This is a genomic window from Rhizobium sp. BK376 (genome assembly GCF_004341625.1).
Classification (GTDB): domain Bacteria; phylum Pseudomonadota; class Alphaproteobacteria; order Rhizobiales; family Rhizobiaceae; genus Rhizobium.
Window position 1 is genome coordinate 1 of sequence record NZ_SLZG01000055.1, and the last position, 12,517, is coordinate 12,517.

Sequence of the window (12,517 nt, forward strand, 5' to 3'; positions counted from 1 at the left end):
CCGAAGCCTGGATAACCATCGCCCATATCCGCATCCTTACGCGGCGGCTCGCAAGATATTGCTATCGTTGAACCCTTTTCGAGTCAGACTCTAAGAGCAGGACTTCCAATGATCTATTCTGCGAGCAGGGACGATGCGCCCTGGTTCTGTTCATTGGCTGGCTTATTAGCTCACGTGTATAATAGCGACCTGACTTCCGGAACGTTAGCGACACTGGCAGGTTGTCTCTCCATGAATTGGAGATAAAATGCGAATTGTTCCCGTTTTACTACTCGCGTACGCAACCCTTGGCCCGGTCGCCGCAATGGCTTCCGAGGCCGACTTTCTCAAATCCATCGAGGGCCAGTGGTCCGGAGGCGGAACCGTCCTCGCGAAGCTTGGAGGCAGCAACGTCGACGTCTCGTGTAAGATGAAATCCAGTGCAAATGCTGCAAATTTCGCAATGGATGGTTCGTGCCGGGCTCTCGTCGTTGTCACACGAAGCTTCACCGCGCGGGTTAAGGCGACCGGCACATCCTATTCCGGGACATATGTCGGTGTCTCCGGGAAGCCCTCAACTTTGCAAGGCAGTCGGAGCTCAAATACGCTCAACCTTGATGTCACCTGGGCAGCCGTGGAGTACGGCGACAAGAAAGCCGTTATGATCATTCAGCGAGTTGGCGATGACGGCCTCCGTATTCAGACGGTAGACAAGGATCCACAGTCCGGAAAGTCGATTGTTACCACCGACCTCAAGCTAAAGCGCATATGAGGTCACGGCTACGCCCGGATACAAGCTTTTAGAAGCGGTCCGCACAGAGCAGTAGCTAGATCGGGTTGCGCTTGAATTAATTCCAGCAAGCGCAAGGCAGATGCGAGGAGGAGCCCAATGTGCGTACCGAATGACCCCGTCGCACCACCGTTGTCACCGCCATACGATCCCGACCGTATTCCCGGCGGGGAGCCACCTCCCGATTCCGAACTGGACGAAGGTGCCGCTCGTCGAATGCGCGCTTCGACACGCTGGCCGACCCGGCGTCTGCTGTGCCGCAGCGTACTGCTTTCGTCGGAGGAGTGGCAATGAGCGGCGATTGGCGGGACGAGGTGCAGCTAAGGCTTGAAGATTTCATCGATACGTTCGTCGTGAGGGGCGCAAGGCAGATCGAGGTATACGACGCGATCCGAAGGGAACTAGAAGTGCTGAGAGCCGCGTACGATCGCGATCGGGATCCCGCAGAAGACGACGCGGTAGAGGAACCTTCAAACAATTGGCCCGAGTCTCAAACCTGACCGTGCCTGGGTACGGAAGCAGGCGACTGGCGGGAGATGAACGAGAGTGGCGGAGGAGTCATGGCGGAGAAAAGTGCTTCGAAGCCGCACTCGTCGAGACGTCGCCGCTGCGAGGACGAGCCGTCTAGGAAACCCGTGCGATAGTTCGCCCAATCGAGCTTCGTCATAGGGTTTTTCAAGGACGGGCTGGCTGCAGCGGTCGCTTACCTCAGCTTCGCCGAATCCGGTGGAGAAGATGAACGCCTTCTTCCGTTCCACGTGCAGATCGGCAACGGGGATGGTCATCTCCGTGCCGAGCTTCAAGTCGAGGATTGCGACGTCGAAGTCCAATGCCTCAACAGATTTCAGCGCCTTGTCCAGCTGCCCGGCAACATCCGCAACTTCGTGACCGAGATCTTCGAGCATCGCCTGCAACGTGAATGCAATCAGCATTTCGTCTTCGATAATAAGTACCCGGGACATGACGACTCCGAGGGGGTTGGCACCCCGGGGATCGAGATGAAAACTGTCGCGGCGGCCAGCGCCATCTATCCCTAGACAATTGCAGAAATCCGTACTGCTGTCTACGACCGCAAGACGGCGCGTGAAACGCGATGTCGCTACGAAACCTCTGACATACTTGGGAGTTTTCCGATTTACCGAACCTGAGAGGTAAGCAGTTGGCTTCAGATGTCCCCATCCACGGCGACCAACCCGTCGTTGCCTCTGCATCAGGCCAGCTCGTTCACAAAGAGCTCAGCACGGTTGCTTTCGAGCGGACGCGGATGCCGATGGTGCTCACCGATGCGCGCCAGCCGAACTATCCAATGGTGATCGCAAACCAGGCGTTCCTGGATCTCACCGGATATGCGGCGGACGAACTGCTGGGGCACAACTGCCGAATGCTGCAAGGAGAGGGGACATCTCCGGCGGCCATCGCCGAGATACGGCACGCCGTCGCAGGCGAGAGAGATGTCGACGTCGAGCTGTTGAATTACCGCAAGGACGGCACGCCGTTCTGGAACCAGCTCCATCTCAGTCCGATTTTCGATGACGACGGGCAGATTGCTTATTATTTCGGGTCGCAGATCGATGTCACGGCATACCGGAAGGTCCAGGCGCTGGAGGCATCCGAACACCGGCTGCTGATGGAAGTCGACCATCGCGCCAAGAACGTTCTCGCCATCGTCGACAGCATCGTCCGGCTCAGCAACACCGATAATGCGGCGGCCTACGCGTCGGCCGTGCAACAGCGGGTTCATTCGCTGGCACAGGCGCATGCCCTGTTGTCAAGCGAGGCCTGGCAGGCGGTCGACATCCGGAAGATCGTCGAGGCACAGATATCGCGCTACGTCGGTTCGAACATCTCGCTGACGGGACCCGTAGTTCTCGTGTCCCCGAAAATGGTCCAGCCGCTTTCGCTCATCATCCATGAGCTCGCTGTCAATGCCCTGACCCATGGATCGTTGTCGCGCCCTGGCGAAGGACGTCTTCTGATAACGTGGGCCTCAGGAACGGGAAGCGAAGACGACCGTCTTCATTTCAGCTGGGATGAACGTGGTGGGAAACCTGCTGCGCGTAACGCGGGCGGCTTCGGCACTGTGATCCTTGGTGCCCTGATCGAAAAACAGTTAAGCGGATCCATCACGCGGAACTGGAGAGATGACGGCGTGACGATCGACCTCGATGTCCTGAGGAAATAATTGCCCTCTCATCCTTAAGCTCATTTGACAGGCAGACAGAATTTAATCCCGACTGTTGGTTATGGGATGGCCCGCCCTTCCGAGGACATCGAGTATGATGTCGTTCTCTTGAAGGGAAGGAGCCAAGCCATAACCAACAGGCATGGAAGCGGCGACATCCGCCGCGAGGAAGTCGACGATCCCATCATCCAGGACGGTCGGGACGCGATCATCAAAGTAACGAGCTGTGCCATCTGCGGCTCCGATCTCCACCTTTACGGCGGGTTTGTTCCCGGCATGCATGCCGGCGACGTGATGGGTCACGAAACGATGGGCGAGGTGGTCGAGGTCGGTCGCGACAACGCCAAGCTTAAAGTCGGAGACCGTGTGGTCGTGCCGTTCACGATCTCCTGCTGCGAATGCTCGATGTGCCGGCGCAGCCTGTTTTCATTGTGTCAGCGGTCGAATCCTTCCGGTGCCAAGCAAGCCGCCCAGATCGGGTGTCCAACCGCTGGGTTGTTTGGCTATTCCGACAGGTATGGCCGCTTTCCGGGCGGCCAGGCGCAGTATCTGCGAGTGCCCTATGCCGACGTCGGCCCAATCAAGGTCCCTGAAGGCCTAAGCGACGAACAGGTGCTGTTCTTGAGCGACATCTTTCCGACCGGCTACATGGCTGCGGAAATCTGCGACATCAAGCAGGGCCAAACGATCGTAGTCTTCGGTTGCGGACCCGTGGGTCTCTTCGCCATAAAGTCCGCGTTCCTTCTTGGCGCCCAGCGCGTCATCGCCATCGACACCGTCCCGGAGCGGCTCGCGTTGGCTCGGGAGGCCGGAGCCGAGACACACTCGATTACACGGATGAGTACCTGCAATGTCACCGTGGGAGCCACGCCAGCAAACACTGGGGCGATGAACGCGATGAGAACGCCGATGAAGCCGTGTCCAACACAGCTTCCAAGTAGAACGGGATAGACAGAGAAATGACATCGCCTAGTTCTGAACGCCGTCGCGGCTCGGCTGGGCGGGCGTACTTTTGATGCTTATTGGTTGTTCTCACTTTTATCGATCGTTGTCGACTGCGGGGTCTGACCGCCCGGCGCCGTATCCGCTGGCTTTGCGCTCGGGTTGCCCGATGCGCCTGGCGCGGAAGTGGACGTTGCAGATTTGTCTGGATCGATATGCCTGCCCCACATTTCAACGCCGAGCCATCCAAGTGCGGAAAGGACCAACGCAGCCACAAGTACGATGAGCACCGGCTTACCCAATGCAGCTTGTCTTGCTTCTGTAGGCGCAAGCGGCGTTACCTGCTCGTTTTTGATGGTGGTCGTTGGGTCGGACTTCCTCGGTGCTATTGCCCGCCACTACGGGGAGATGGGATTCGACATCGCAAATGGCTGCGAGAGCGGCCCGCGGTGGGCGGACTGCTCTCTTTTCAACGCTATTATTTGCTATTCTTGTGGCTCTGCTCGCCAGCTTTTACATGCTGCTCATGTGAGCCGCCACGCGTACCGCCCGATTCGCTTTTGGAATCCGATCCGGAGCCGGAAGCTTTTTTCTGATCGGCGTGCGATCCGCCACGCTTGTCGTCGGATCCACTCTTCGAATCCGAGTCCTTATGGCTCTGGGATCCTCTCTTCGAATGCTGATCGGATGAGCCGCTTTGATTGGCCATTGTGTTTCCTCCATGAGGACCATGATTGGCCTCACTCGACAACCAGCTCGTCTATGCATTGTTCCTCATAAAAGTGGAGGCAGTCGAAAAGATCGCAGATCAGGGCTTCGACAGGCAGAGCACAACTAGCTCCATGGTGAAGAGGAGTGCCGAAATCGATGGCCGCCAACACGTTTCAGAAACAGCGCGGTCTTCGATGCAAGCTTGGCTCTCATACAGCTCGGAAGAGCATTAGCCAGCCAGACGGCGAACAAGGATTCGCTGCGCGGTACTCATGACCGAGAGAAAGACGCACTGGTGGATGAAGTGGATTCGGAGATTGCACCTATTGTTCGCTCGGCTGAAGCGCATCGACCGGGTCGTTGCCTCTATCGGAGGTCTCCGTCCCGTATGGCAAGCTTCCCGGACCTACGCCGGTTATCGCAGCCACATTTCTGAATGCCGGCCAAATCTTGATTTGACATTCGCCGCCAGAACTCTTCATCACAACCCGCGTCGATCTGCCTCGGTAGGCGAGGTCATCTTGTCAGTCGAGCGATGAAAAAAAGCCGCGATAGCTTGCCGCCGCGATCATTATCAGGTCTCTCTCGATTGAGGGGCCAGAGCGTGGTGTCGTCGGCCTCACGGCTTTGCGAACGGCTGCCGCCGCCTGGCTTGCGTCCGCGGCCCGCCCATCCTTCCTTGCGCAAGAGTTCGTGGACCTTTCGTCGGCTGCAGCCGGAGCCGTGCCATTTTGGGTATTTTAATCGTAGTCCATTGGGCCGCCTTGGTTCGTCGCTGTCTTCAAATGAATTCTTCGACATTGCGTGCTGCCTAGTTGCATCGAAAATTCAGACGGCTGTTTTGATTGCCGTACGCCGTGCGCATCCTGGAATGCGGTTCTCACGACCACGCCTGACGGCGGCTAAATCAGTGGGCTTGGCGAACCCTCTGATTCACAGCGGTTGAGTTCCGTTGCAATCTCCAAGGCGTCGTCCTTGCAGAGCTCTACGAAATCGCGTCCAGCCGACGCCGCTGGCAGATCCGTCATACGGTCGATGACTTGCCATGTTCCGTCGAACTCCAGTGCTTGGTAGCGTCGATCAGTCAGTTGGCCATCCGTGAGGGCAGCGTTGGGTTTATAGGACATGGGTCACGACCAGCGCTACGACAATCAGTCCTGCAGATGCCGCCGCCAGGGACCACAACACTGCCTTTATACGGGGATTGGTGCGGATCCGTGTGGGCAAGTCCGGAGGAGGCGGTTGTCCGCCCTGAACGCGAGTATCAAGATATCTGGCCATGAAAAGTCTCCTGTTCGAAGTGGTAACGTCCCATCGGCCATGCCGTTCCCGCAGTCGAGGACGCGTTCGACAAAGCCAATCCACTGCAGATGGTGACCGTTTCCAACAGGCCGGAATCGGTCAGCTGAAGGGCCGCGCACTCACGATCTGGCAGGACAAGATCAACGAGGGTAAGCAAGTCATCTACAAGCTGTTGAGCAATGGAAGCCCAAGCCAGTATGCGAATGATTTTCTTTATGTGTGTATTTGCTAAAGAATTTCGCCTAAACCTGCCTGACAGGCTCTTCGGTGCTGTGCTGATGGGCCGTCGACCTAGTGGTGACCGTCGCCGGGTTGCTTGCCAGGATGCTATGGCTCACAGCGTTATGCTCGGTGACCGACCTTTGGCCCGACGCGGCGGGCTGCCTACGATGCCTTCGGTATAGGAACTTTAGCACATCGGGCGGATTAACGCTTTGCAATGAGGATAGTGAATGTACAAAGTGCTCTGGTCGAAGACGAGCATTCCGCCTGACCGTCATTGATGTTCTGGAGGAGGCTGGCTTCGTGTGGGAAGGGGGTTCAGTCGATGCAGCGCTCGAAATTGTCAACGCGCAGACCAATCATCTGCTGTTTAACCGATATCCAGATGCCGGGTCGGCTTTCGCGCGTCGATCTTGCGAATATCGTTGCCCAGCGTTTCCCGGAGGCCGGCATTATCGTCGCATCGGGGCGGCTGACATCCAACGAAGTCGATCTCGCTCCCAGGGCCGAGTTTTTCTCGAAGCCATATGATTTCGCAAGGATCGTCGCGCGTCTGCAGGCCTAAAGGTCGAAGATCGACTGTGTGATCGACCTCACGCTGTTGTTCGTACCGGATTGATGACGTGATGTATCCGGTAAAGAGGAATCGCTCGTACCACAAAAGGCTGGCGCCCGACGTTGAAGGAACAAGCCCATGAAGATCGAGACAGGAACCGAAAAGATTTCATCGAGAGAACGGTTTCTCGAAGCGATCGTCCAGAGCGCGATCGATTATGCGATCATCTCGATGGACTTGGACGGCTTAGTGACATCCTGGAACGAGGGCGCTCGCCGCATCCTTGGCTGGAGTGCAGATGAGATGGTGGGCAAGCCGGCGACAGCGTTCTTCATCCAAGAGGATCGCGAAAAGGGATTGCCGCAGAGGGAAATGACCTCTGCACTGAGCGCTGGAAGAGGAAGCGACGAACGCTGGCATTTGAGGAAGGATGGCACAACCTTCTGGGCCTCAGGTGAAATGATGGCGCTGCGCGCGGAAGACGACGTCGTGATTGGCTTCATCAAGATCCTTCGCGACAGGACGCAGGAGCGGGACCAGGCCGACAGGCAGCGTCTTTTGATGCACGAACTCGGCCATAGGATGAAGAACACCCTCTCCGTGGTGCAGTCGATTGCCACGCAGTCTCTTCGCAATGCAACCTCCCTCGACGACGCCTCGGAAAAGCTGCAGGCTCGAATCGCAGCTTATTCGAAGGCTCACGACATTCTACTTCAGAAGAACTGGGTTAGCGCGACGCTTGGAAACATCGTCGAGGCTGCGAGGGTGAACATCGGCATGGAGGGAAGCGGCCGGATACAGGTGGAAGGACCCGACGTCGAACTGGGACCCCAAGCCGCGCTTTCGTTCTCTCTGGTTCTGCATGAGCTTTTGACGAACGCATGCAAATATGGAGCTCTATCGAATGAAGAAGGGATGATCCATCTGTCGTGGACCATAGAACACCGCAGGACAGAAGATTTCCTTGTGGCCAAATGGCGCGAGACCGGCGGTCCGGCGGTAGCCGGACCCACCCGCAAGGGTTTCGGATCACGTCTCATCGTGTCGAGCTTAACCGCTTACGGTGAAGTTGATGTCTTGTACGAACCTCCTGGCTTCGTCCTCATGCTCGACTTGCCGTTGTCAAAGATTCAATTTCGCGGTGATCTGGCCCAGATCGAGTGACGCGGCTTCTCGCCGCGATGCAACAAATTGAGCATGGTCGGATCGGGGCTCACCCCAAACGGCTTCGCGTATGGGACTTGTAGTTCCTATAGGAAATTCGAACACGCGGATTCGGGCGCGGAATTAGCAGAGCGATGGTGGCTTATTTCATCGTAATCCCGAACTCGCGCTCTACTTCTAGGCCTAGAAGGAGCACAATCATGGAAAATATTAGAGAATTTGCGACCAGCACGAATGGCGACCGCTGGTTCTTGGGTATCGATCAGTTGACCAACAAAGAGGTGGTTGTTCATCTGGGCAACCCATCATCCGGCGGTCATGAAACGATAACCTCCGTCGCCTCGTTCTTAAATCAACGCCCTCTCGGCCCGGAGCATAAGGCTTTGGATATGTTGCTTGCGGATCGAAGGGCAACCGAGGACAAAGGGACTCCAACAAAGCCGGTCTGATACCTTTACGAAACCAGGAGGCCTCCCTATCCGTCACCTGTCTGGTTGGGCGCTGATAAGGTTTGCTACTTCTTCGATGGACTCTTCGACTGCGACGAAGACGCCACCCTCGCCTCCGCCACCTGCAAGATGGATGCCCGTCCGGTTCGGATCCCGGCGAATGTAGATCACCATCTTCGGATTGATATAGATCGGATACGAAGTCGAGGATTTGAAGGTCAGCTTAACGAGTGCCATGAAATACCTCCCAGTGCGGATTGATCACAGTTGCTCCGTAACGTCTCTTTAGCAAGCGCTAGCAAGTTGCGACCTCCTTCTAATTCTTCGGGGACGGGTTCTCTTCAGGTCCGTTTAGCATTTCCATTCCTTTCTGGCGGCCGAACGCGGGCCACGTTGCTAGAGGTGGGAACGGAACCATTCGATGGCGGCTCCGGACGCGTTCGATTTCGCGGTCGGGGGATCGAAGTGGCCGCCCTTGAGCATCACGAGGCGCTTAAGTGGAAATCGAGAAGATCAGCCATTGTGCTATTCCTTTGTATTCGATGCCTGGAGGAGGGCAGCCGCCGCGTTGGCAATAGCTTCGTCTTGATCGGGTGTGCCTCCGCTAACGCCTAGTGCGCCGTGTAGAACGCCATTCACCACAAGAGGCAGTCCGCCCTGCAGGATGACGTATTGGCCGCCGCCGACGCTGTTGACTGAGAAAAGCGGCTGGCCGAGCTGGATCAGGTGTACGAACGCGGAGGAGGGCGCCTGGAAGGCACGTGACGTGCGCGCCTTGCCAAGTGCGAGGTCGAAGGCACCAGCCCAAGCACCATCCATTCGTACCATTGCGACAAGATCGCCGCCGTGACCGAGGACGACGATGCTCGCCCGGGCGCCGATTTCGATCGCGTGGGTCTTCGCGGCGACGATCATTTCGCCGCGGCAAGATCTATGTTGTGCGACACGATCGTCCGATCCGGCGATCAAAGCGTTCTTGGTTTCTTGTACATTCGTGGCAAGTGAGCAGCGTTCAATTTGACAACTTGTCGACTGCTCAATGTCAGGTGCTCCCGATGCGAGGCCTCGTGCGCAGTCCCTTGCTTTTGAAGCAGTGCGGCATCCTCGCTGTCTTCGCGCCGACTTGGGCCTGTCCCCATGATGTGCTGGTAAGGCGCCAAGGATGAGGGGCTGCCTCAACAATGTCTTTGATCGTTTTCGGCTCGGCAAAGCTGGTCAATGCTTGCCCTGTCCCAACCTGACCGATCACTCTTCAAAAGGGGCGCCCGCCGGCCACGCCCGCGGATGCGGTATCGGCAACGCTCGGCCTCGCTCATGCTCATTGCACGTGCAAAAGTGTGCGGGTGACTTCTACAAAGATTTAGCCACTTCTAACCGGTTATAAAAAGTCCGCTGCCAGAGCTCATCTCTGGCAGCGGCCTTTCGCTGGATTGCCCCCAAACCCAGCATTGCAACCATATCGTGAAATTGAAGTTTTGGGAACTACCAGTACATGGGGGTGAGCCAGGCACTCAGGGGGTGAACGCTGTGGGTGCGATTGGCGCCTGGCTCTGCTTGCAAAGGAGTACAAGCTATTCCCAACCTGTCGGCTTGCCCAGACAAACCGGGTGATCGAGGGCTTCGCAGAGAACCAGAAGGCGATCTAGGCGACGAACGATCGCATCGATCGGGTGGTCGAGACATTTGGTGGAAAGCTCGACACGGTGATTGAGAACGTCGGGAAACTCTTGACGCAAGTTTTCGTGCTATCGTCGAAGTTTGACGACATTCAAGACAAGCAGACCGGCAAGAAGCCTTTTGCACGCCCATAGTTCGGCCTGGCGTAGCTTGATATACCGGCTGCTAGAAGAGGCTTGAGTGACAACTCTATCAGCGATGGGGTACGGCGGCTAATCTCGGGGCACATCCTTATAAGGTTGATCTTGCGGATATTCTTCTTTGTTTGGGCCCTCGAATATGCTCGGATTCAATCTGAGCGTGCTACCTTGGAGGCCCTTGATCTTCACCATGATCCGCCAAGGGTTTTCGTCCGAAAATCGCATGTAGTAGGTGTGGATCACACCGTCGTCTTCCTCCGAGCCTTCTTCGTAATGCAACTGTACGAGCTCCTCGACCGTGATACCGAGTTCCCGTGCAATCAGTTCCGAATTCTGATCGACAAACATTGTCTTCTTTCTGAATCTCACAATACAATCGATCGGTAGCGTCGGCGGAGTTGAGGGGATGAGTCTGGTCGTTATGCCCATTCCCTCAGGTTCTCAGAGCTGAGCCAGATCTGCAAACAGGCTAAGTGCTCCCCCGAGTTCTTTATGTCGCGTGGGGGCGGCACGTCTATGAAGCCGGCAAGAATTTTCATTCGTCAAGTGGCGTCCGCACCAGCATCCGGTGCGCATCCAGTATGTCGGGCACGCCATCTGCCATCGTGTCTGCGAGTTTCAGCAGCTCGCCGGCGTTTCTTTCGGACCGATGATCGCCAACGTTTCCAAGCTCCTCATCCATATCTCGCATCGTGTGACCTGCCGTCTCCAGCAGGCGACACTTCTCGACGGTTGTCAGCCGATCGATTTCATTGGCGGCTCGATATAACTCGGCGATGAAGTCGGTGATGAGCGTCACCGGAATTCACTCTCCGAACGAAGCGATATCGTTGCCCTCATAGGAGGCTTGGCTCGGTGGGTTCGCCCGCAGTCGTGACGATGCTTGATCCATACGCTTCGCGCGAGGTAATCATGATCGCCTCATTCGGTGCCGGGCGAGCAAGATGCTGTGCTTCCTCCCACGGCGCGTTCAGATATCCGTATCTTCCTTGGCCAACAACAATACAGGCATTGCCTTTTCGTGGATCGGCTGGACGACCTCATTGGGATCGGTGGTCAGGAACCCGTAAAGATCGTCCGTACTCAGGCCATCTTTGACTTTCCGGACGCTCTGCCACTCAGGCACGTGGATGCCAGCGAAGAACATCAGGGGCTTGCTTTCATCTCGCGCGAACCAGGCGTTCGGCACTCGGCCGCCAGGCTCTTGGCTGGCAGGATCGGGTTCGGCGAAACTTGTGACGGGGACCAGGCATCGATGCTCGATACCGAGCCAGCGTTTCCAATGGGGCAGGTTGAGCTTGCGGACGTTCGTCAGGCCTCGATCCGGCTCCATGCGAAGCAGTTCGTCCATGTCAACGGCCTGTCCCTTTGCCTTCAGCTTCGCCGCACGGTCTTCTGCTGCTTTCTTCTGGACGAAGAATGGGGAGGGCAGGCCCCATCGGGCGTTGACGAGCTGCCGACGGCCATCAGGCGTATTGCGGACGATCGGCCCCATTTGATCGGGGTTCATCTGATAGGCGGGCATCAGGTTGATGAAGCTCTCGGCGTCCAACGCCCACTTGTTGACCCAATCCTTGTCCTCCATGCGGTAGAGGTTGCACATGGCTGGTGATCCCCGTTCGAACGACGCGAGAGATTAACCGAGACGATATGGGCTGCCAACCGATCGACGGCGGACATTTAGGACACCTGAATTGCCGCTGAGAACGATGTTCGAAGGGCACCCCTAGGTCGCCGGCACAAAAAGGTCTCCATCGCGTTCTTCTTTCAGAGAGGAGATTGCAATGTCAAAGATCAACGATCGACCGCCGGGTGCCACCATCGCTAGGCGAGGTATTTCTAGCAACAGCCGCGCGACGGCAGACGCGTCCGACAAAGAAATCGAGCGCGACCGGGAAAAGCTTCTGGGCGAACACGGCGCCGCCGAAAGCACCAAGTGTGAACGGGACAAGGACAGGTCGCCCGAACACGACCCCGCCTGACAAACATCAGTGGTAGCCCGCCGGTGATTAGGGAGTGTATGAATAGCCAACCAGCCAGGTCGATGGAGGTGGTGATGTATCGCGATCTCGGTGGTTCCTATGGCCGGAAGCCCTCACGGGAACCGGAGAAGCCACACCCGCAATTGAGCTGGAGACAGCAGAAATTGCTGATCTGGGCTATAGGTCTCGAACTGTTTCTGCTTTTCGTTGCCCCGATCGGAGGGATGTCGCTTGTCAACGTGCTCGTGTTCTTTATGCACTGAGACGATGGGGATAACCATCATCCTTCGGTCGACTAAAGGGGTCCAGGCGCGATCCTGCGTTCGTCTCAAAGTCCCAGATCGAACTGCTCTTGTGTCGCAGAGTTGGCCTTCTCCAGCGACGAAAGAGTGACACCAAGCAGCCGCACGCCTTTCTTTAT

At 56.9% G+C, this 12,517-nt stretch carries 15 protein-coding genes and 2 pseudogenes; 10 read left to right on the forward strand and 7 right to left on the reverse strand.

What is annotated here, in order from left to right; all coding sequences use genetic code 11:
• Window positions 1-247: 247 nt before the first annotated feature.
• From EV561_RS35735 to EV561_RS38305, 3 genes are all read left to right on the forward strand, one after another.
• Window positions 248-751, forward strand: coding sequence for a hypothetical protein (locus EV561_RS35735; protein ID WP_132528595.1), 504 nt, complete (start codon window positions 248-250; stop codon window positions 749-751).
• Window positions 752-868: 117 nt separating this feature from the next.
• A complete protein-coding gene (locus EV561_RS37785) occupies window positions 869-1,063 on the forward strand; it encodes a hypothetical protein (RefSeq protein ID WP_207910667.1) in 195 nt (64 codons plus the stop codon).
• Window positions 1,060-1,269, forward strand: a complete 210-nt coding sequence (locus EV561_RS38305; protein ID WP_132528596.1) for a hypothetical protein — start codon at window positions 1,060-1,062, stop codon at window positions 1,267-1,269. The genes EV561_RS37785 and EV561_RS38305 overlap by 4 nt, the downstream gene beginning before the upstream one ends.
• Here the strand turns inward: EV561_RS38305 and EV561_RS35745 are convergent.
• Window positions 1,240-1,731 carry a response regulator gene (locus tag EV561_RS35745; RefSeq protein ID WP_165928045.1) on the reverse strand — a complete coding sequence of 164 codons (492 nt, stop codon included), beginning with the start codon at window positions 1,729-1,731 and terminating at the stop codon, window positions 1,240-1,242. The genes EV561_RS38305 and EV561_RS35745 overlap by 30 nt on opposite strands.
• A gap of 197 nt (window positions 1,732-1,928) precedes the next feature.
• Here EV561_RS35745 and EV561_RS35750 point away from each other — a divergent pair, with 197 nt between their 5' ends.
• Together EV561_RS35750 and EV561_RS35755 are read left to right on the forward strand one after the other, a co-directional pair.
• Window positions 1,929-2,951, forward strand: a complete 1,023-nt coding sequence (locus EV561_RS35750) for a PAS domain-containing protein (protein WP_132528598.1) — start codon at window positions 1,929-1,931, stop codon at window positions 2,949-2,951.
• Between the two features lie 66 nt (window positions 2,952-3,017).
• Window positions 3,018-3,773 (forward strand): annotated as a pseudogene (locus EV561_RS35755) (alcohol dehydrogenase catalytic domain-containing protein); the annotation flags it as partial.
• Window positions 3,774-5,720: 1,947 nt separating this feature from the next.
• Here EV561_RS35755 and EV561_RS37505 read toward each other — a convergent pair.
• Window positions 5,721-5,885, reverse strand: coding sequence for a hypothetical protein (locus EV561_RS37505; protein ID WP_165928046.1), 165 nt, complete (start codon window positions 5,883-5,885; stop codon window positions 5,721-5,723).
• A gap of 628 nt (window positions 5,886-6,513) precedes the next feature.
• Here EV561_RS37505 and EV561_RS35770 point away from each other — a divergent pair.
• The 3 genes from EV561_RS35770 (at window position 6,514) to EV561_RS35780 (ending at window position 8,297) form a co-directional block, all read left to right on the forward strand.
• The gene (locus EV561_RS35770; RefSeq protein WP_132528602.1) at window positions 6,514-6,693 is read left to right on the forward strand and encodes a hypothetical protein; all 180 of its coding nucleotides are present in this window, start codon (window positions 6,514-6,516) and stop codon (window positions 6,691-6,693) included.
• Between the two features lie 129 nt (window positions 6,694-6,822).
• Window positions 6,823-7,848: an HWE histidine kinase domain-containing protein gene (locus EV561_RS35775; protein WP_132528603.1), complete on the forward strand. Its 1,026-nt coding sequence runs from the start codon at window positions 6,823-6,825 to the stop codon at window positions 7,846-7,848.
• A 200-nt stretch (window positions 7,849-8,048) separates the two neighbouring features.
• Window positions 8,049-8,297 (forward strand): hypothetical protein, encoded by a 249-nt coding sequence (locus tag EV561_RS35780; RefSeq protein ID WP_132528604.1) that lies wholly within the window; start codon window positions 8,049-8,051, stop codon window positions 8,295-8,297.
• A 33-nt stretch (window positions 8,298-8,330) separates the two neighbouring features.
• Here EV561_RS35780 and EV561_RS35785 read toward each other — a convergent pair whose 3' ends face one another.
• The 5 genes and pseudogenes from EV561_RS35785 to EV561_RS35800 form a co-directional block, all read right to left on the reverse strand.
• On the reverse strand, window positions 8,331-8,534 hold the full coding sequence (locus EV561_RS35785) for a hypothetical protein (RefSeq protein ID WP_132528605.1): 204 nt from the start codon (window positions 8,532-8,534) through the stop codon (window positions 8,331-8,333).
• A gap of 288 nt (window positions 8,535-8,822) precedes the next feature.
• A complete protein-coding gene (locus tag EV561_RS35790) occupies window positions 8,823-9,212 on the reverse strand; it encodes a heme-binding protein (protein WP_132528606.1) in 390 nt (129 codons plus the stop codon).
• A 974-nt stretch (window positions 9,213-10,186) separates the two neighbouring features.
• Complete coding sequence (locus EV561_RS35795; protein WP_132528607.1) at window positions 10,187-10,462, reverse strand: hypothetical protein; 276 nt, start codon at window positions 10,460-10,462, stop codon at window positions 10,187-10,189.
• Window positions 10,463-10,649: 187 nt separating this feature from the next.
• Window positions 10,650-10,913 carry a hypothetical protein gene (locus EV561_RS37510; protein ID WP_165928047.1) on the reverse strand — a complete coding sequence of 88 codons (264 nt, stop codon included), beginning with the start codon at window positions 10,911-10,913 and terminating at the stop codon, window positions 10,650-10,652.
• A gap of 37 nt (window positions 10,914-10,950) precedes the next feature.
• Window positions 10,951-11,717: pseudogene (locus EV561_RS35800) on the reverse strand (SOS response-associated peptidase).
• A 181-nt stretch (window positions 11,718-11,898) separates the two neighbouring features.
• Between EV561_RS35800 and EV561_RS35805 the strand changes: the two are divergent.
• Both EV561_RS35805 and EV561_RS35810 read left to right on the forward strand, forming a co-directional pair.
• Complete coding sequence (locus EV561_RS35805) at window positions 11,899-12,096, forward strand: hypothetical protein (protein ID WP_132528608.1); 198 nt, start codon at window positions 11,899-11,901, stop codon at window positions 12,094-12,096.
• A gap of 74 nt (window positions 12,097-12,170) precedes the next feature.
• Window positions 12,171-12,359 (forward strand): hypothetical protein, encoded by a 189-nt coding sequence (locus EV561_RS35810; RefSeq protein WP_132528609.1) that lies wholly within the window; start codon window positions 12,171-12,173, stop codon window positions 12,357-12,359.
• The last annotated feature ends 158 nt before the right edge of the window (window positions 12,360-12,517 follow it).